Here is a 20329-nt window from a genome sequence, read left to right on the forward strand (position 1 = left end):
CATTAGAAAGAATTAGAGCCACGGATCAAAAAGCTATCGAATGCGGCTTTTACCTTAGCGAAATCTGTCAAAGAGGCGTTAGAGATATAGATAATATCACCATCTTCCACTCGCATGGCCTGCGCTAAAAAAAATGAATCAGGTAGACCCATATTGACATGATAGATATTCAACTTACGCATCTGCTGCTTCGCTTGTTCTGCTTCATTATGCTTGTACAGAAATACCGATTGCGGATCGGCAAGATTGTCGTTTAATCCTTTAGCCAGCGCCAAGGCATCCACTACGCTGGAATGACGCTGAACCAGAGCATGTTTCCCCTGAACACCCGCCGCACCAAGAACATTCACATATTCGGTCACCTGGCGCAGAGTAATGCGATCATCCGGCTGTAAGACAATATCCAACGCTGGATACTGATAAATATCTGACAGGCGCGCATTAAAACAATGCTGCTGACGCGTCACGTGAACTTCCATCATATCTGCGCTGGTAGTTTCCATCGCCGCCGCCGTTGCCAAAAAATGACTTAGACGATTCATACTCCGTTCAAGAGGGTAACGCCCCGTTTTCCCACTGCCCTCGACGGTCACCATGGCCCCCGTGCGGGCAGTGAGCGTTACCAGTACCTGAGGGTTCAGGACAACGCGCGAAAGCCGCTTTCTGACCTCTTCAGCCAGTTGCGTCACATCCATGCCGGTAACAGGAATTGTCCCAGCATAAGGCACCTGAACAATATTACTGTCAGTCACAAGAATATTTTCAAAATCCGCCCGGTCGCCGCTCGCGTTATTGGACAAATACCCCGCGCCGCCCGAGGATAAAATAGTGATATGCAGCACATCACCTTTAGCCAAAGATGTCCAGTGCCAGTTATTTTCGGCAAAGACCGGATCGACAATAGTTTTCGTCGCATTATCGGCATCACTCAGTTTTAATTCTGGCGTGACTTCGACCAGACGATAATGAGGATCATCCTGATTAATCAAGCTGGACTTAAATCCCGCTCTGGGAATAGTGCATCCTGAGAGCAGAATAAATGTCATTAATACAATAATAATTTTTTTCATAACTTATTATATAAATAAAAAAATTGAAAAAATGCCGTCCAATAATTAACGTGGCTGTGAGGCAATGGTCTGTACAAACGTTTCCACCATATGCTCCACGGTAAAACGCTCTTGTAAAAATGACTGCGTCTGTTCGCAAATACCGGTTCTGCTACGCCATAAATTGACCAACTGTTCTGCATAGCTACAAGCCTGGTCAAGATTGACCGTCTGTGCATCATCAAGAATAAAACCTGAAATACCCGCAATAAAGCATTCAGCCGATCCGCCTGCAGGAGTCGAAATCACTGGTACCCCGACCATTTGTGCTTCAATAAGCACATTGGGCAATCCCTCATAACGAGAGAACAAAATGAATAGGTTCATTTTTTGCAACCAATACCCCACGTCACGCGAGACGCCGACAAATAATATCCTCTCCAGAATCCCCAATTGCTCGGCGCGTTGCTGAGCTTCAACGCGCAAATCCCCATCGCCAACAAGCACAAAACGCGTGGCGGGATGGTGATGTAAATAGCGTGCTGCAAAATCAATCCAGGCGAGAGGATTCTTATCGCCTACAAAGCGGAAAACACCGCCAATAGTCGTGTCCGCATCCTGCGTTTTTTTCGTAAACTGCTGCCAGATTTTTTGTGGCACCTCAGAAGAAGGTTCGGTGGATGGCGGTAAGACGCCGTTATATACAACCTGGAAGTGCTGCGCATCCAACTGCAACCAGTCGGCATAATGCCGGGTCACACAATGGTTGTTACTCATAAAATCAACGCCAGGCACGACCGCCAGTGCCCGGTAGAGAGGCTCATATTCCGGCTTGAAAAGACGTTTTCTCACCACAGGCGGCAACCCGCGTAATCCTAGTTGAATTCTGGGTACGCCAGCAATCAGCGCTGCAAGCGCAATCATCAGACAAGCGCCATCCTGCCAGACGGAGAGATAGTCCGGCTTACGCTCGCATAAGTGGGGCACCAGATGCTTGATGCCATAGTTACACACTGGTGGGAGATGAGAGAGCAATAGGCGCAGTTCCGGAGATTCGATTGTCGCATCGTCAAAGAAGTTTCCGGTAATCTTTGCGATTTCCAGTACCTCAACCTGTTCCTCCAGCACTTCTTTTAGGAAAAAGTCTTGTCTGAGCTCCGGTGACAGGGAGCGAATAATAAGTTCCACCGGTTCTTCTACTTTTAGGCCGCCAATTTTCCCCTGTTGCCGGTATTTTCTGGCGATCTCGATAGCCAGCCTGGAAATCTGACGCTCTGCGCCACCGCTACCTAACGAGCCAGTACAGAGTGAAAGGCGACCGAAAGACCCGACAGGAAGCCGCCGCGTCTGACGATTTCGATATGACAAGATGGCATGCTTCATCGCAATAATACGGGTGTTGGTCCCCACAGGGATCGCTTCCCCTTCAAGGCGCTCGAGTAAATCGCAGATCTTATTTATTTTGCCTAAATAATTGTTATATTTTTTCTGAACGCCGCTGCTAACGTTTGTCAGAATCATCTGTGCATCTTTGGCTAGCCCAGCATTATATAAACGACGCGCATACTCATAACGAGCTTCGTCATTGTTTTGTGCAATCAGCGTTTCATAGAGCGCGTACGCACGCTCCGTTTCATTAAAATCATGAAGAAATTCTGCTTTTTTTAGCGTCGCTAATGAAGTTAAATCCTCGGCCGGTAATTCACTGTCAATTAACGCAATAGCTTGCGCAAGCTTCCTCTCTTTTTTCAATGCTGAAAGCGTGTTTCCTAGCGCCGCTAACTTTTCTTCCTGCGTTATCATTATGACTTCCCTGATGTATTCTTTTGTAATGCGGCTATGCAGGTCGTTACCTGCCTTGTCACCGAATCCGTTGGCCCGTTCACTTTCTCCAGTCGCTGCCAATACTGCAAAGCCTGCGAGTAGTCGCGCAAATGCATCGCATTTAATGCGGCATATTTCAAGGCGTAGGCATTTTCGCTATCAAAAACGAGTAATTTTTTCGCATAATCAAGATGTTCATAAGAAGCGATAGCGCTACCGCCATCCCTCAGAGAATCATTAAATAATCTGATAATTTGCTTATATTCACGCATCAGACGAGAAACATCAGGATCAATACGTTTCATGCTAATCAATAAAGACAATGCTTCATCCAGACGCCCTTCGCTTTTCTTCTGGCGGACATATTTAAGGGCTCTGGTAGCGACATTGCGACATTCTTTCTCGAACAAGTCGTTCATTGATGCATTCTGGAAGGATGGAGAAATGCTCATGACGTTAGCAATCAAATCTATGAGAAATGGGATATCGTTAATGTGACGTATGCTACGTAACATAATCGACTGCAGGCTGGTAATGTTCGAGTTACGAATCAAGGTCATGTGGGCCAGTGTGCACGCTTCTTTCCAGGCACCAAGATTCACCAACGTTCTTGCACAATATACGGTGCTAACAGGATCGAACTCCAGAAGCGGCCACACAATTTTTGCCCCGGCCAGGATATTTTCATAATCCTCGCGCTCATACATTTCTCTTAATTTATCGCGCCATGCCGCTTTAACTTCATTATTAAAGCGAGAAATACGTGCGTGGGGATAAACCATAAATGCAGAGTAGCTGTACACCAGCGAAGTACTCAGTGAGACAAAATCTTCAACCGAATGTAGCGACAGCGCAGTATTGTTCCATGCCTCAAAAACATCGTGGAGTTTATCTTTATACGAGGTGCTAAGCGCCTGTTGATAGTTCATATTCTTGATGCAGAAAGCCGTTCGGATTACGAGACCGGTATCATGAATTGTCGACAACACCGTCAGCGCAAATTCTGACTCATGGCGGAGTAACTGCTCGAGCGCCTGCATGAAAATCAATTCATCCCTGAATTTGACTGCCAATGATAGCGCTGTCTCCATAAACGCATCATTTAAACACTGCGATTGAATGCCGGCCTGGAAAGCGTCGGAAAATGCGTTGCCACCATTGAAATATTGTGTGCTACTCAGGAAACTAACCCATCCGCTTTGGGTTACAGGATTCAATAACAGTACACGTTTCCAGTATTGATATGACTTGTCAAATAGCTGTAAAGCATCGGCTGAGCTGGCGGCAACGGTAAGTACTTCTTCATCTTCAATCTCATTAGAAAGCATCATCTCGGCCGTCGATAAAGCTTCCTGCCAACGCGCTAATCCATGTAGAGACCTCAGCCGGCAACGTAAGGTACTGTCAGTCGTACCGATAATTTTCTCAACATCACTAATATCCTGATAAGCCTGTTCATAATAACCTAAGCGACTAAAAATTACGGATCGAAGTTGAATCAGAACGGGCTCTTTCTGTTGATGTCTTAATGCGGCAAAAAGTTGCTGTGACGCGGCAATAATGTCGCCATCCGCAAGCTGCTTCGTGATCGATAAGGTAAGTTCACGTATTTGGTCTTGTTTCTCTTGCCGCCCCTCATCAAGATGATGATTAGTACTGTTGATCACATTCTTAAAAATGGTCGCAACGATAGCATCACCAAACATGTCGGTATAATGAGTAAGATCGTCGCCATTTTTTTCCAACGCACGTTTTTGCCCCCATTTTTCCATCAAATTTGTTGGATTAACGCAGGGAATACCCATCCTTGCGGCGATGGTGTCGACATTTTTAATCAACCGACTGCGGGACTGAATGACAGTTCCTGCACGAGTGACAGCATCAATATGGGTCATAAACATAACGCGATCGCGACCGAGAAGCTGAACGATTTCCTGCATATCCTGTTCGATAGCATGCTCATCCATCTGCTCGACATTGATACTGCTTAATAAGGCACGATCGCTTTCCGACATTTCTGCAAAACAGGGATCGTCTTTGAGATAGGCCAGTAGTTTGTGCTGATTTCCTTGCGACGCTAGCGACCAGTAGGCGCGTGCTCGCTCTGTTTGGCTAAAAAACTCATAGAAATGACGAGTTAAATAATTTATTTGTAAGCAGAATCCATAGGCCATAATCTTCTTCTGACTCGAAATTTCAACGATATAGAAATCAGAAGGACTATGAATATCGGTGTTTAAATAACTTACAGCAGGTCTAAAAATAAATGGTCGGACCTGAGCTGGAATGTCTATCAAGCCTAGAAAAAAACGAATTTGCTGTAATGCCTCACTGCTCGTATGCGTAAACCCGTAAATTTTCTTAAAGTTAGCCTGAAAATTAAAATAAGGCTGAGCTCGTTTTACTGGACTCACAATACGGCAACTACCAATTGCTGTAAGCGTAAACATCCCTGACGATTTCATTAAATTCATCCACGTAAAAAGGAAATGAGCAGTTATACTCAGGAATACAAGATAGTTTGCTTATCAATATACCATTTTAGAGTTTGTTTCAGTCCTTCTTTGATATCAAACTCTGGCTCATACGAAAGCAATTTTTTTATTCTGGTTATATCAGCCTGGCTATGCTTAACGTCACCGTCACGAAAATCCTTATAAATTGGCTCAGCACAATTTTGCTCATCACGCCATAAATTTAATCCATCGCGAATAAGATAATAAAGCTCATTAAGTGACGTTCTATCTCCGACAGCCACATTATAGACTTTATTTTTTGAGGCTAAGTTATTAGTCGTTGCTGATAATAGATTGGCCTGAATTACATTCTCTATATAGCAAAAATCACGGCTCGTTGTACCATCGCCATTGATATAAATCGGTTCATCTTTAAGTAGTGATAGTATCCAACGTGGAATGACTGCGGAGTATGCGCCGTTAGGATTTTGGCGGCGGCCAAAGACATTAAAGTAGCGTAAGCCAATAGCGTTAAAATCATAACTACGTGCAAACACATCAGCATATAATTCATTGACGTATTTTGTTACCGCATACGGGCTTAATGGTCGGCCGATCCGTTCCTCTATTTTAGGTAAATCGGGATGGTCGCCATAAGTGCTGCTGCTTGCTGCATAGGTGAAACCAGATACATGTGCATCTCTCGCCGCCGTCAACATATTTAAAAAACCATCAATGTTAGCACTATTTGTCGTGATAGGATCCTGTAAAGAACGTGGTACGCTTCCCAGAGCAGCCTGATGTAAAACGTAATCGACGTTCTCACAAACAGCCCGGCAATCGGCAAACGATCGAATATCCCCATGAATAAAGGTAAACCGGGACCATTGTTCTTCACTGACAGCGGCGCGCACGTCCTCTAAGTTATGCTGATAGCCAGTTGAAAAATTATCCAACCCAATTACCGTTTGATTTAAAAAGAGCAGTTCTTCCAATAACCCTGAGCCGATGAAACCGGCTACGCCAGTAATAAGCCAACGTTTTGGTTCAAGAACAAGTTGTATTTTTAATTCATCATAAGCTGTCATGATTATAACCTCACATCTGACTGCTCAGGGGGAAGAATATACTTCAGATCATAAAGCACATGTTTATCTTTTCCAAACCCACGAATATCATGACTCCCCATCAGCTTAAACTGCTCATGTCCGACTGCGACAATAATGGCATCATAAGATGCAGTTTTGATTTCCGATACAGGTATAATCCCGTATTCTTCTTCCACTTCCTCGGCATCAACCCAAGGGTCATAAATATCAACATTACAACTGTAATTACCCAATTCTTTTACAACATCAATAATGCGGGTATTTCTGATGTCCGGGCAGTTTTCTTTAAAAGTAAACCCCAGAATCAGAACGTTAGAACCCTCAACGTTAATTCCTTTTTTGATCATGGCTTTAATCAACTGTCCCGAAACATAGTTGCCCATATTATCGTTGAGTCGACGACCTGCGAGGATAATTTCTGGATAGTAACCGATGCCCTGAGATTTATGAGTCAGATAGTAAGGATCGACACCAATGCAGTGACCACCAACCAGTCCCGGACGGAATGGCAGGAAGTTCCATTTACTTCCCGCGGCTCGCAGCACGGCTTCAGTATCGATCTCTAATCGGTTAAAGATAATAGCCAATTCATTTACCAGCGCGATATTGAGATCACGCTGGGTATTTTCGATCACTTTTGCCGCTTCCGCGATCTTAATGCTTTCGGTTTTGTATGTTCCTGCCGTGATGATCTGTCGATAGATTGCATCAACCAAACAGGCCGTTTCCGCAGTTGAACCAGAGGTAATCTTCTTAATAGTTGTCAGTCGGTATTTTTTATCGCCGGGATTGATACGCTCTGGGCTATAGCCAACGAAGAAGTCTTTGTTAAATGTCATCGCTGATATGCGCTCCAGTATCGGCACGCATTCTTCTTCGGTACATCCTGGATATACCGTAGACTCATACACGACAATATCCCCCGGTTTCAGTACCTTGCCAACGGTTTCACTTGCCCTGATCAAAGGGGTGAGGTCTGGTTGCTTGTAATCGTTGATCGGCGTCGGGACAGTAATGATGTAAAAATTGCATTCTCTGATTTCATCAATTGATGAAGTAAATGTCAGATGACGAGCATCACGCAACTCTTCTTCTGTAGTTTCGAGATTGACATCGATCCCTTCTTTTAGCTCAAGTATACGTTTATGATTAACATCAAAACCAACCACCTGACGAATTTTCCCAAATTCAGCGGCTAACGGTAAACCAACATATCCGAGTCCGATAATGGCAATTTTCACATCATCTTTGCTGATCATTACTGATAAGTCCTTTATTTAGTATTTATTAATTTTAAACTAATCCCAGATGTTTCTGGAATGCTACCGCCCCTGGCGAGCTTAGCCAGCATATCTATTGGTATTGTGATTGCGATAATTTCCAGTCTAATTAAGGCTAGAATTGTATATTTTCTAATTATAATCATACGAAAGTCGTATGCAGAATCCGTACTAAAACAGTAATTAAATTCCGGATCTTAAAATGTAATTATTACTGAGTTAATGCATGGTTGTTTAATCTGGCAATAGAAGATACCGAGGGTCCCGCACACCAAATTTCATGGCGACCTCTTTTCTCCAACGATACAATGTAGACGGTGAGTTCATAAATCTATCCTGTAGCTCCTCCATACCGCTTTCGGTCAAGAAATACTTCATCTTCATGATATCTTTTTTGCTGATCTTAAAGCTGCATTCCCTCCGCCCTGCCGTTATCTTGTCACCATTTCGATACAGGCTTATTTTTTTTATCATCTCCGGCACTGGCGTTGTGGTATCGAAAACAGCAATAACATTTTTGATATTATCCAGCCAAAAAAGAGCTAAAGGCATCAATCGTGAACTGGAAATGATGATTATGATTTTATTAATATCTTTATTCCGTGAAAAAAAGATCAACGTACTGCGCAAGCTGTATCGATTAAGGCTCACGAATAAATAATTTCTTTCGTTTGTAATCAGTGACATTTCATCAATAATACCAGCGACGCCAACCCCAAAGTAAATATCATTTGGTGGCCAGAAATGTTGATACTTCATGAAGCCTCCATAACCTCAAACAACTCTATTTCATCCATGGTAAAGGTAAAGGCGTACTTTCAAGCACACCTACCCTCTAAGCAAATACCTAACAACCGAGTAATTTATTTTATTAATATTGCTAAGTACATGAAATGAACTTTTACACAACAAGGATGTGATATCAACCCCTCACCATCCATAACTAAAACCTATCAATCATTCCATTTTGGATTTGAAATACTAATGAATGTTGGCAATTTATTGCTCTTATTGGTTGTATTATTAGCAATGACTGTGAAAACAAACTTTCATCTTTTATTCAAAATGAGAAAAGTCTCAAAACCCACAGAAACATTATCTTACAAATTCACGACATACACACCACGCTTAGAGGTGATATGCCTGAATTGTCACGCATGTCCCTACGCTTAAATTTTTATTGGTACTGGGTGAGATCTTAATCAGTATAACTATAGCCAATCTCACTATATTTTCCGTATTCTTCGACAGTATTGATGTAATATATACAAGGCTTACGATCCGCTCGACCTTGCAAGTATTAGAAATGGTAAGAAGTAGTAGGCTAACTCGTATTTTTTATGTATTTGAACAATCTCGTGGTCGGATGATTAGAATTAAATCAGTTTCCTTAATAAACATGTAATCTATTAATTTTGGTAGATGTGCAGACGCTTGAAACATTCCTTTATTAGCTCATGTGGATTGTTAGTTTCACAGGGAGTATCTCTCAGAAGGAGTATCAAATCCCACCAGCTTTCTACCACAGTCGGTTTGGCCTACATAGTTGTTACATGAGTCCGATTAACGATAAACGAAGTAACACATTGAAATTTAGAAGGATAATTGAATCAGGAGAGTCAGTGAGTAGAAGAACTGGAGCGGGCGAAGGGAATCGAAAAAACCGTTCAATAAATTGAAAAATATGAAATTTTCAAGTTATATCTTTACTTATACCCCCAAACATACCCCCAAAGCACAGAGGCTTTGAATTCAACCAATTACCGTTGTCGATAAATCAGCAGGAAGCGAGATGATACCAAATGGCAGGCATACTCAAAAGCAGCGATACCGTTAGCATCAGACTAATTACAATTCAGTAAACCCAGATCGCGACGAGCCCTCATGATATCTATAATTGTGAGATATGATGTTTGTTCGTGCCAGTTAACCCATAGGTGATCGATACGGACCAGTTCGTATTTTTCCACCAGAAAATTAACGGCATTAGCCAGAGTGATACCAGCATTGATATGCTCCTGTATAACGGTTTCATCGCAGAAAGGTGTATCGTTCAGAGTCAGACCATAGTGTTTTTCCAGTAGCCGTGTAAGTAACATTTGCCAGACTGCAATGGGCGACAGACAAGGCTTCGCCGCCCGCGAAATTGTAGCAGGTAGAGTTTTCATGCTTGCTCTCGTGAAATTAGTCAGCGTTGAGTGGGATAAATGGTGATGTATATGTAGCCGCAACTACCAAGGGTATCGGCTTCGCAGGTGAAACCGTTGTGGTACAGGGTGACGCTGTGGGCATGCCGAGGATTCATTTCACCAGTGGTCAGCATCGATTCCATCTGGCTGATAAAGTGCGGGAATGTTTCATCCAGCTTCCGGCATTCGGTGTCACTGAATTTACCGGTGATACTGGCCCGGTCAGCCAGATAGTGCAGCCGGTTACCCTCCTGCACCAGACGGGCTCCCAGACTCGGTGTGATATCCCGTTGCAGTCCCCATGTAGTGTTATTCCTCATCGGCCTCTCCTTTATAGTGAGTTCAGGGTGATACTCATCAGACAGGCATAAGGCCCGTTGCGGTCCTGGCGGCGTTCGGCGTATACCGCCAGCACGCCGGGAATGTCAGGAATTACCTGACCGACGTAATGACAGACACAGCCATGCCACTGGTATCTGCCGATGCAGTAGCGAAAAATGCGGGAGGCCGGATGCTGACGGTATATTGCCATTGCCTGACGTTTGCTGATTATTTTCATCGCTGTTTACTCCTTACAGCCAGCCGCGCTCAGCAAAAGAGACAATATCCATCCCGCCGATGATCAGATGGTCCGGCAGGCGAATGTCAACCAGTTCCAGAGCCTGTTTCAGACGTTCCGTAATCAGCCTGTCGGCTTTACTGGGTTCAGCCTCTCCCGACGGGTGGTTATGCGCAAGAATGGCTGCGGCAGCGTTATTTTTCAGGCCGGATTTAACGACCTCACGCGGATGAACGGTGACAGTGTTGATCGTCCCCAGGAACAGTGTGTCGTGGGCTATCAGTCGATTCTGGTTGTCAAGCCACAGGACGGTGAAAGCTTCGCGGTCAAGTGTGGCAAGCTGCAGACGCAGCCAGTCACGAACCGCATGGCTGGAGGTAAATGACGTGCCGGGTTCACGTAGCTGGTACTCCAGCAGGGTTAAGGCTTCCCGGATAGTGTGTTGTTCTGATGACGTTAATGAGGCGGCAAATAACGGTAGCTGTTGTTCCATACCAGAGCTCTCTCAGTCAATAATACGCATAATGGCGTTGCATTCCGCGTGGTTAATCGCGTAATCGCGCAGGCGGTAATAGTGTCCGGTCATGGTATCGCATTCCGTACGGCAGGCGTGGTGGCTGTAGGCGATGAGACAGACCGCAATCCCGGCGGCTTCAGCGCTCATCTCCGCGCCGTTGCCGTTCATGAGGTTAAACAGCACCCATTTTTCATCGTCGCCTTCGTCAGTGTCTGGGGCCATAAATGCCCCGCCGTTGGCCAGCGTATAAAAATTCCAGATGCCCCCGCTGTAGTGCTCACAGAAACGCTCCATCCACGCGAAAACAGCCGGTTCAAGGATTATCCATTGTGGAATACTGCCAAAGTGCTGCGGCCAGAAGGCAATGCGCTGTTCATCCGGTACAGGTGTGCAGACAATTGCAACTGCGTGCTGTTGTTCCGGGGATACTGAGTCGACGGTATTGTCGTCCTGGTTGAACATGTTGTTCATTTGATTTCCTTTGTATTTTCAGGTGGGTTGTTGAAACGACGTGACGGACAGGACTGTGCGTAGCCATTCTCGTCAAAGCGTGAGGGCCAGTGCCCCCTCAGGGATACTTACGCTGCACAGGCTGATTTCACCGGGACGATAAAGAAGGTGAGAGCACCAGGCGCACAGGTCGTCATCAGAGATGGAGCGGCAGCCTTGCTCACTGTTCAGGGAGAACGGGTGTGGCGAAACCTGAATCACGCCGCCGGGAATACACTGGATTACTTCAGGCTCCCGAGCAGGCTTTCCGCCATGACCCACAGGGCGCGGTTGAGCTTCACGTCGCCGTCAATGCCTTTAACCGCACGGGTGTGAGCCCGTTTGCCTTTCGTTGTTTTGCCCGGCAGACCGCCTTTAATCAGGTTTTCCTGGATACGCTGGTAGGTGGTCCACAGGTCGGAACTTTCATCCTGCCAGCGTCGCGCAGACAGAATCTGTGCTTCCGTCACCGGCTGGTGCTCTTCCCCAAAGCGGTACGTCAGGGCGGCTCTGGCAAACGCCTGTTGTGCCGGCGGAGGAAGTAGCAGTGACTGCATGGCATCCCGCTTCTCCTCCACCCGGTCAAATATCCCCAGCACCTCATAGGCCCCTTCAATGACTTTCTCCACCACATTGCCCTTGTGCGGTACGCGAACCTCACCAAAGGTTTCGCCACAGACAAGTCCGTTCTGGCAGACAAAGCGAAACAGGCCCGGCAGCATCTGGTATGAACTGGAGCCGTCGTGGCTGTTAAGCAGAATGATTTCGGGGACCTGTTTGCCGGTGATTTGCCCCTCACGCCGCAGACGCAGCATGTGTTTTGTGTGGTCGCGTTTATTCAGGTCGCGCACGCGGGTCTGGCAGGCAAAGAACGGCTGGAAGCCTTCCCGCTGCAGATTATCAAGCAGTGTGATGGTCGGGATATACGTATAACGTTCTGAGCGTGATTCGTGCTTTTCTTCACTGAATACGCTGGGAACGTAATGGGACAGTTCGTCGCGGGTCAGTGGGCGGTCGCGGCGTACGAGACTGGCCGCACCAAAACGGCTGGCTAAGCGCATGGTTAATACCTCTGATATCAGGTGAAAAGGCATAAAAGCAGAAAGGCCATGCTCCGGAAGGTGCATGGCCTGTGGGGGACTGTGTTCTGTTGAAAAAAATGTGCAGGACTTCGCCGCTCAGTGGCTCAGTGGCTGCGGTGACACAGGAATACCGTCGCTGATGAGACAGCGGTTCAGCATCTCTCCGGCCTGCGGGGCAAAATTCCAGTCCCGCCATATCAGCATTTCGCTGCAGTCGCGGATGACCAGACGAAAATGGGTGCCCTGATCGTCTTCGACAGTGACGTTGAGGTAGCGTGCGGCCATGGCTTCCGCCTGTGCCCGGGTGAAGAGGCCGGGTGGCAGCGACGTATTATCAGTGGTCTGCATATCTGATCCCTGATTAGAAACAAAAGAAAACGCCCCGCTCAAATGAGCAGGGCGTCGGCGGTGTGAAATACTGCTGCAGTGGTCAGGGCTGGCGGGTGTGTGCTGCCTGAGCCTGGATATGCGTCATGGGCTGAGGTTCCTGTTGTCGTGAGCGTGAATGAATTCAGAAAAAAGGCGTTACCTGTCTTTATTACGGCAGGGCATATTTCGGCAGACAGCCGCTGTCCCCGAACGGGGGAAGGACGTTCCCCGCACCGTTAAGCGTAAACACGGCTGCCTTTACGCCTTCCCCGGACACAATGACCCGCTTACCGGTGCGCAGTTTATCCCATGCCCATGCCACGTTGTCTGAGCCCACATGTGACTCGCTGTCACTGACGCTGACAGGCTTCTCATCGTCAATTTTCATGTCCAGCGACTGGTCGTTATCCATCCTGACCTGATGGCCTTTTTCGTCGGTGAAACTCAGCGTGGCCGCGCGGGAGCCGGTGTCTTCGCAGGTCAGGTAAAGCTGCGACGGTCCTTTCCCCAGAATCACAAACTCAGACACCCCCTGACTCCAGCCGCTGACCCAGACATCACGACTGCCAAAGGCCTGTGACACTGCCGGAGTCAGGGCCGATATCAGAAGAGTGGAAAGCAATATTTTCTTTTTCATGGTATTCCCTGAGGGTGATGGTTAAGACGATACGGGTCTCTCCTGAAGACGGTGAGACGCGTTAAGAAAGTGGGCGGATAAGTGATACTGACCATATCACTGGCTGACGGTGAATGTACCCTGGTCGGTGAACACCCTGGCCTCAACAAAATTGCAGGCTTTACCAAAGTCGAGAGTGTGACCAAATTTCCAGAAGACACTGTCAGCGAAGGTCATTTTGCGGGGTGTGAACGGTTTATCTGTGGGCCACCAGCCATCCACGTTCCGGCCCCTGTAGGCTATTTTTCGGTGTGTCAGCATCGGGCATTTTCCCCGGTTAACATCGATTTTCTTTATCAGAACGGTGTCGGTTTTTGCTGTCACGGTGACATAGACGCAGCCATAGCACTCATGACCGGCATGGCTGACCTCCACTTTAACGGGCATATCGCTGCCGGCCAGGGAAGGAAGTGAGGTGAACAACAGACTGGCGGTCAGCGCCATAAAAAACCTTTTCATTACTTTTCTCCGGATGAAGGCATTCCTGCAATTCATCGCATTGATTTTTAATCAGTAAATGGCTGAATACAGTATCCCTGAGGGATTCTATAACCGGAAATTCATCATGAATAATGAATAAAACAGATCGGGTCGATCGACAAAATCGATCGTGACAGAGCCAGATTATTTATCGAAACGGAAGACAGGCTTATCGATGCGGAAGTCAGCCAAAGAAGAAGGACCAGACGGTTCGGGCAGCACGGGCCACGGTGTGTGTGACGGTCTGAAGTGCGTAACGTGCAGCCTGCGGCAACGGGGCCAGGTCGATGACCGCATCAATCACTTCCACCACGGCATAGCCAAAGCTGTTGCGGGCGGTACTGATAATGCCGGGGGTGTGGTACCCGCTCTGCAGGTGAGGCACCAGCGGGCTGCGGGCCTGCTTTGGGAGACGGGTAATCATCGCCTCCACCAGACGGGGAAGGTGGTACCGCCCCCTGACTGACACCGGAAGAATATCCGTCTCTGCTGTTCCCATCTGACGGGCGACGGCCTGGCGCTTCTGCGTAATATGCTCACTCTGTGATACTGAAGGCTGTGCCGACAGCCAGTTCCACTGTTCAGCCGGTTCGGTTTTATCCACCTGGTTGAGGACCCACAACACCGGTGGTAGCGCTCCGCTGTATTGTGCGAATACTCCCTGATAAAAATGCTCTTCCACCGAAAACGCCCGGTCATCGGCCTTCAGCACCCACAACACCATATCGAGTTGCGGCATGAGTTCGCGGTACAGCTCACAGTATTCATCGTCGCGGCTAATACTCTCCCCCACACCGGGCAAATCCACCAGTGTCAGGTAATGACTGCCGAAGTGCAGGCGCACACGTTGTGGCTGCCGGGTGCAGGCTTCCACGGCATTCACCGCACAGACTTCGCTACGGAACAGCGCATTACACAACGAGGATTTTCCGACGCCGGTTTTGCCCATAATGCCAATCACGGGTTCGTATGTGACGAGCTGGTTGAGTTCCTGGAGAAGATGCTGACGCAGGGCGCGGGGATAGCGTCGCAGATGGCGACGGATAAGGGCATAGCCCGAAGGATGTTTCATGTAAGCCTCGGCATAATAAAAAAGGCCATCCGGTGGGGATGGCCTGACTGAAGTAAACGGGAGGGAATTCATTGGTGTGATATATATCTGATATTTTTTTAAAATATAAAATACCTGTGTCATCGGGTCGAAATATTACATCTTATCTGCATTTAGGCGTATTGATTACATCTGTTTATACGGACTTGCGTATCTGGATTTTTGCTTTTTTATTTTTCCTTTTCTTACGTTCTTCTGTGTTGAGGTAAGTGAAATTATTGGAACTGGTTCTGGATCTCACTCCAGGAATGCTATTATATATTTGGGACTGAAGACGGAAAAAAGTGAGGTATCCTTTTCGGTTATGACAGATGGTATTTCTGTGTTCATCATTGATTAAATCAAAAATTTTAATTTCTTGCCCAACATCCACTACCTGTGTGGCATTATGGAAGCGTAACGGATCGTTACGTCTATTTTTTAATCGTGGACCATCTGAAAACTTGTAACAAATAACCATGGGATATTCCTGCCGTTCCGGTCCCCCTGTGTTTGCCCATTTATTATAAATATCTGACGAAATATAGGCACTGGCATAGGCGTCAGGATGTTTGATGAAAAAGAAGTTAACAAGATAAAATGGCTGATGCCCAACAGTCATCAGGATTAGTCGTGAATAACCCCGAACTGATTTATATAACGGGTCTGACATTATTTGTTTTTTTAAAGAGGTAAAGCGTTGTCTGAGTTCCATCAGAGACTTGGTGAATGTGTTCTCTGCACGGATAATCTTGTTATAATTATCGGGAAGATAAAAAGCAAATGTAATCATTTCAATCTGGCGATATTGTTTCACCATTGAAAGATAATGATTGCTGAGGTAAGTCTGAGTATCTTCTTTTTCAGTAATTGCTCGTATTAGTTCTTTTTTGTTTTCAGAAGGGATCCTTTCGCTAAGGATGATTTTCTGATTTTTGTTATTCATGTTGGGACGCCGGAAGTCTCGTTCCCCGCTGGTATACTGGATACGGTACAACTTATCCAGCAGATCATACATACCGTAAGGTGGCTTGTTATTCCTGAAAGCGGTGAACAGATATTTCCTGCTGATGTCACCCCATGTATGTTCGGTTTTTTCATAAAACCGATCCTCCCTGCGCAACTCAAACACCCGGAAATCATCCCATATCGTCATACCTCGTTCTCCTTTTTGTGGCTGACAGGTGATACCTTAGCCTGGGAAATTTAGTCCAGATTGTACTCTTTTTTACTGTAAATGTAGCGGTATTATAATCTTTTTTTTGTGGTTTTTTATTTACAATTGATATTGTAACTAATTGATTACAATGTGCTGCTATGATTTGGGTGTTGATAATTTCACTGATTGGAACAGGTTGATCTATTCTTCATCACTGGCAGGCAGTCAGTGTCCGTGGAACTGAGTGTGGGAAAGTAACGATATACAGTGGATATGTAAGCGGTGGGCGTACGGAGGAACGCCCTGTTTTCAGAGACCGGCATCAAACCGGACAGAATGTGTTACAGATACGCTGTCAGGGTAAGCCGTTGTGAGAGGAACAATACGATAACAGATAGCGCTTCTATATTTTGTTTGTGATAAATAAAAATAATAGCGGAGATCTTTTAGGCTGGAATGTGAAGGTGTTCCCTGAGTCTGCTACCCCCTGAGTAGTGAATGAATCCGGTTAGAGGGGAGTGTGTCTGATTGTCCGGTATGTGCATTTCGGTTGTAGGTCTGAAAAAATATTCGTAAATATATTTACGTTTTTCGAGTGTTCTGAAAAATGATAACTTGGTTATTTATTGCCTGCTGGTTTGTATGTTGTTTTTAGCCTTTTTTCATAAGGAGTGTTTTTGTCAGGATGCTTTTCCTTCCGGGATACTATCTTCTTCGCACTGGTTCGTTACGAGAGTTGATGATGGTAATGGAAGTTTAATATGTTATTTAGAACGTGTGTTTTGAGTATTGTTGGTTGTCACATTTTCGTACTAATTTAGGTATTATTATTGTTACTTAAAGTAGTCAATTATTTACGTTTAATAAAACACCCCGTCTCAGATGGATTTAAAAGAGATGTATTGCTTTAAGTAAGTACAGTAACTCTCCATAACATTAAAAAACATTCTCATTCATCAGGTAATATTCCCTGTTAGGTGATGCGATAAATACCACCTCAGAATCAATTTCTTTGCAGAAAGTATTTCATGACGATGTTTTTCAGTATCACATCATTCTGGCTCTTCTCTCGTCACTCATCATTGAGTAAACGCGGGTACATATTCTTGAACTGATTATTTGAGCCATTAAAATATGATGAATTTCTCTTATCCAGTGTCAACCACAAGGGAGAAATAACATGGCTTATCAAATCAACGAGAATTATACCCTTAACGATGAATTATTTCATGATCTGACGGATCATATGGAACGTATGCGCGACCGTTACTCTGACATCATTCCTTTACGTATGGATTTCGCTTATAAGACGACCAGTCGCCGTTATGCTGATCGTTATCGGGATCGCTGGGATATGGACATGTACCGGCTGGCAGAAAGAGTTATGAGTGCGGGTGTTGTTATTGGTTATGTGTGGGTGATGGAGTTCACTTATCGGCATGGTCTGCACTTTCACGCCATGTTTTATCTTGATGGACAACGTAAGCGGAACTGTTACTGCTCTGCGCGGGTGATTGCTGAAGAGTGGCGAAGCATTACGGATGGCGAGGGGATATTTGAGAACTGCCAGAAGAAGGTTTACCACAAAGTTAACGGTGCCAGATGCCTGCATCACTCAGACTGTGAAGGCTATCAGGACCTGGCGTTTATTCTCAGCTATCTGGCTAAGCAAGAGCAAAAAGAAGACTGTGAAGACCCTGTATTCTGGCTGAGTGAGATAAAGTTTAGAGGACGAGGAGGAAGGCCCCGAATCAGAAGTATTGGTTAAAAAATTACGTCAGTGCGTCATCGTTTGAAGAAGTCTGCATCATTCGATTACCTGACTTCTTCTCCCTTACCACCAACGGAGAAAAAACGATGACCACACCCACCAGCCTTCTTACTGACAAGTTTGTCGATATGGCATTCATCACACACCTCACCGGTTTAACAGACAAATGGTTCTACAAGCTCATTCAGCTCGGTAAGTTCCCAAAACCCATTAAGCTGGGCAGAAGTTCTCGCTGGCTTCAGAGTGAAGTGGAAACTTGGCTACAGCAACGTATTGCTGAGTCACGGGGTTGAACACTTATGCCGAAGAAACATAACCGTAAGACATGGCAAGCACCGGTACGCTGGATTTACCTGCAGTGCCATCGACAATACAGTGGCGAGCGCATGTGTCCGTTCTGTTACAATACGGTCAATGTTATAGCCGCCATAGCTAGCTGAGTCGTCCCCCCTTTGTGACCCCCCTGTTCACCAATTAAATCTATTACCCGCCAGATACTGCGCATGAAGCTGCCCATACAGGGACGGCCTATACCTGCGTGTCATGTAGCGGAGAGGACTATTACTATGTACACAAAATCATTTCTTGCCCTCAATAATGCTGGTCGCCTGGCCGGTGCCAGAACCGCACTACGCTCTCTTGACGAACAATACATCTACCATCATTGCGGGAGTGTCCTGGTGCTGCATGCTGAGGCTGAACTCCCGTAGGTTGCGCATACCGATACAGCTCTTACTGAACGAGACAAACGAAGTTGCCCATGCATACATCCTGATATTGATGAAGTGCTGTTGATATGTAGTGGTCAACTAAAACTGGCCACCGCTTTACAGTTTTTCCAGTATCGGTTTTCCGATTCGTTTGGGGGTAATCCACCGTTAAAGCCATGCGGCCTTAGCAAGCTGTAATACCCGACGATATAGTCTGTGATCGCATGAGCAGCTTCGCTAAAGTTTATATAACCTGTCACTGGCACCCACTCGTTTTTCAGACTACGGAAGAAGCGTTCCATCGGGCTGTTGTCCCAACAGTTTCCACGTCGGCTCATACTCTGCCTGATCCGGCAACGCCACAGTAACTGCCGGAACTGCCTGCTTGTATAGTGGCTACCCTGGTCACTATGGAACATCACCCCGGCTGGTTTACCGCGAGCTTCCCACGCCATTTCCAGAGCTTTGATGGTCAGCTTGCTGTCCGGCGAGAATGACATTGCCCAGCCCACCGGTTTCCTTGCGAACAGATCGAGAACAACAGCGAGGTAAGCCCAACGTTTACCTGTCCAGATATACGTCACATCGCCGCACCACACTTGGTTAGGTTCTGTCACTGCGAACTGTCGCTCAAGGTGATTCGGGATAACGATGTGTTCATGACCACCACGTTTATACCGGTGGGTAGGCTGCTGACAACTCACCAGCCCCAGTTCTTTCATGAGCCTGCCAGCAAGCCAGCGTCCCATTTTGAAGCCTCTCTGGGTTGCCATAATCGCGATACTTCTTGCGCCAGCAGAGCCATGGCTGATGTTATGCAGTTCCAGAACCTGACTGCGTAACACAGCTCGCCTGCCGTCTGGCTTTTCGGGGCTTTTTCCCCTGTATTTGTAGCTGCTACGATGAACCCTGAACACGTGGCAAAGTGTGACCACAGGATACTGCACTCTGAGTTTCCCGATTAACGAGAACTGTTCAGGGATTCTTACATCAAGAGCGCGATAGCCTTTTTTAATATGTCGTTTTCCATTTCAATGCGTTGTAGCTTTTTCTTCAGCTCACGTATTTCAATCTGTTCCGGGGTTATAGGGGAGGCTTTAGGTATTTTGCCCTGTCGTTCATCCCGCAACTGCTTTACCCATCGTGTCATGGTAGAAAGACCCACATCCATAGCACTGGCCGCAGCTGCAACGGTGTAGTTCTGATTAAGGACCAGTTGAGCGGATTCGCGTTTAAACTCTGCGCTGAAATTTCTTTTTTTCATTGAGGCACCTGTAATGTTCTGAGGTGAGCATATCACCTCTGTTCAGGTGGCCAAATTCAGTAAACCACTTCAATACGCCAACTACAGCGTTATGTACCGAATGCAATGCCGGTGGTCAGCCTTCGCAAGCATGAGTATGACGAAGAACGAGAGGCCGTATACTCATGCCTTGTCATCTGGCTCTGAACAGTAAGGGAGCGCTGGTGGGCGCTCGTAGTGCAGCCACTCAAACTGACGAGAGCTGAACCTGCATCTC

The 20329-nt window shown here is 46.3% G+C and carries 21 protein-coding genes; 3 read left to right on the forward strand and 18 right to left on the reverse strand.

Annotated elements, in window-relative coordinates; genetic code table 11:
• Positions 1–2 precede the first annotated feature (2 nt).
• From vexA to OGV94_RS03955, 17 genes are all read right to left on the reverse strand, one after another.
• Positions 3–1070, reverse strand: coding sequence for a Vi polysaccharide ABC transporter protein VexA (vexA, locus tag OGV94_RS03875; RefSeq protein ID WP_286522636.1), 1068 nt, complete (start codon positions 1068–1070; stop codon positions 3–5).
• 45 nt (positions 1071–1115) lie between these two features.
• On the reverse strand, positions 1116–2852 hold the full coding sequence (gene tviE / locus OGV94_RS03880; protein WP_105179658.1) for a Vi polysaccharide biosynthesis glycosyltransferase TviE: 1737 nt from the start codon (positions 2850–2852) through the stop codon (positions 1116–1118).
• Positions 2852–5347: a Vi polysaccharide biosynthesis protein TviD gene (tviD, locus tag OGV94_RS03885; protein WP_286522639.1), complete on the reverse strand. Its 2496-nt coding sequence runs from the start codon at positions 5345–5347 to the stop codon at positions 2852–2854. Before tviD ends, tviE begins: the two co-directional genes overlap by 1 nt.
• A gap of 29 nt (positions 5348–5376) precedes the next feature.
• Complete coding sequence (gene tviC / locus OGV94_RS03890; protein WP_043017473.1) at positions 5377–6417, reverse strand: Vi polysaccharide biosynthesis UDP-N-acetylglucosaminuronic acid C-4 epimerase TviC; 1041 nt, start codon at positions 6415–6417, stop codon at positions 5377–5379.
• A 2-nt stretch (positions 6418–6419) separates the two neighbouring features.
• The gene (gene tviB, locus OGV94_RS03895; RefSeq protein ID WP_043017474.1) at positions 6420–7697 is read right to left on the reverse strand and encodes a Vi polysaccharide biosynthesis UDP-N-acetylglucosamine C-6 dehydrogenase TviB; all 1278 of its coding nucleotides are present in this window, start codon (positions 7695–7697) and stop codon (positions 6420–6422) included.
• A gap of 255 nt (positions 7698–7952) precedes the next feature.
• Positions 7953–8477 (reverse strand): Vi polysaccharide biosynthesis protein TviA, encoded by a 525-nt coding sequence (locus OGV94_RS03900; RefSeq protein ID WP_043017475.1) that lies wholly within the window; start codon positions 8475–8477, stop codon positions 7953–7955.
• Positions 8478–9562: 1085 nt separating this feature from the next.
• Positions 9563–9886, reverse strand: coding sequence for a TA system toxin CbtA family protein (locus tag OGV94_RS03905; protein WP_286522641.1), 324 nt, complete (start codon positions 9884–9886; stop codon positions 9563–9565).
• A 20-nt stretch (positions 9887–9906) separates the two neighbouring features.
• Positions 9907–10227 (reverse strand): type IV toxin-antitoxin system YeeU family antitoxin, encoded by a 321-nt coding sequence (locus OGV94_RS03910; RefSeq protein WP_286522643.1) that lies wholly within the window; start codon positions 10225–10227, stop codon positions 9907–9909.
• Positions 10228–10238: 11 nt separating this feature from the next.
• On the reverse strand, positions 10239–10466 hold the full coding sequence (locus tag OGV94_RS03915; RefSeq protein ID WP_286522645.1) for a DUF987 domain-containing protein: 228 nt from the start codon (positions 10464–10466) through the stop codon (positions 10239–10241).
• A gap of 13 nt (positions 10467–10479) precedes the next feature.
• The gene (gene radC, locus OGV94_RS03920) at positions 10480–10959 is read right to left on the reverse strand and encodes a RadC family protein (protein ID WP_024156448.1); all 480 of its coding nucleotides are present in this window, start codon (positions 10957–10959) and stop codon (positions 10480–10482) included.
• A gap of 12 nt (positions 10960–10971) precedes the next feature.
• Positions 10972–11445, reverse strand: coding sequence for an antirestriction protein (locus tag OGV94_RS03925; protein WP_502874120.1), 474 nt, complete (start codon positions 11443–11445; stop codon positions 10972–10974).
• A gap of 269 nt (positions 11446–11714) precedes the next feature.
• Complete coding sequence (locus OGV94_RS03930) at positions 11715–12533, reverse strand: DUF932 domain-containing protein (RefSeq protein ID WP_286522647.1); 819 nt, start codon at positions 12531–12533, stop codon at positions 11715–11717.
• 117 nt (positions 12534–12650) lie between these two features.
• Positions 12651–12902: a DUF905 family protein gene (locus tag OGV94_RS03935; RefSeq protein ID WP_149692531.1), complete on the reverse strand. Its 252-nt coding sequence runs from the start codon at positions 12900–12902 to the stop codon at positions 12651–12653.
• A 190-nt stretch (positions 12903–13092) separates the two neighbouring features.
• Positions 13093–13560, reverse strand: coding sequence for a YfjT/YkfB family phage-associated protein (locus tag OGV94_RS03940; RefSeq protein ID WP_286522649.1), 468 nt, complete (start codon positions 13558–13560; stop codon positions 13093–13095).
• Between the two features lie 96 nt (positions 13561–13656).
• Positions 13657–14058, reverse strand: a complete 402-nt coding sequence (locus OGV94_RS03945; RefSeq protein ID WP_048242038.1) for a hypothetical protein — start codon at positions 14056–14058, stop codon at positions 13657–13659.
• Between the two features lie 205 nt (positions 14059–14263).
• Positions 14264–15151, reverse strand: a complete 888-nt coding sequence (locus OGV94_RS03950) for a GTPase family protein (RefSeq protein WP_286522652.1) — start codon at positions 15149–15151, stop codon at positions 14264–14266.
• A 175-nt stretch (positions 15152–15326) separates the two neighbouring features.
• Positions 15327–16325: a hypothetical protein gene (locus OGV94_RS03955; protein ID WP_275380028.1), complete on the reverse strand. Its 999-nt coding sequence runs from the start codon at positions 16323–16325 to the stop codon at positions 15327–15329.
• A gap of 1183 nt (positions 16326–17508) precedes the next feature.
• Here OGV94_RS03955 and OGV94_RS03960 point away from each other — a divergent pair.
• From OGV94_RS03960 to OGV94_RS03970, 3 genes are all read left to right on the forward strand, one after another.
• Positions 17509–18096, forward strand: coding sequence for a YagK/YfjJ domain-containing protein (locus tag OGV94_RS03960; RefSeq protein WP_286522655.1), 588 nt, complete (start codon positions 17509–17511; stop codon positions 18094–18096).
• 89 nt (positions 18097–18185) lie between these two features.
• Entirely contained in the window at positions 18186–18392 is a 207-nt protein-coding gene (locus tag OGV94_RS03965; protein ID WP_086523504.1) for a helix-turn-helix transcriptional regulator, read from the forward strand.
• A gap of 273 nt (positions 18393–18665) precedes the next feature.
• The gene (locus OGV94_RS03970; RefSeq protein WP_170927353.1) at positions 18666–18809 is read left to right on the forward strand and encodes a DUF7828 domain-containing protein; all 144 of its coding nucleotides are present in this window, start codon (positions 18666–18668) and stop codon (positions 18807–18809) included.
• A 95-nt stretch (positions 18810–18904) separates the two neighbouring features.
• Here OGV94_RS03970 and OGV94_RS03975 read toward each other — a convergent pair.
• A protein-coding gene (locus tag OGV94_RS03975) for an IS3 family transposase (protein WP_286522659.1) occupies positions 18905–20073 on the reverse strand; the annotation gives its coding sequence in 2 pieces (ribosomal slippage) (positions 18905–19824 and positions 19824–20073; 1170 coding nt in all).
• Positions 20074–20329: the final 256 nt, after the last annotated feature.

Origin of the sequence: Citrobacter sp. Ce006, assembly GCF_030336535.1 — a bacterium.
Taxonomy (GTDB): domain Bacteria; phylum Pseudomonadota; class Gammaproteobacteria; order Enterobacterales; family Enterobacteriaceae; genus Citrobacter; species Citrobacter europaeus.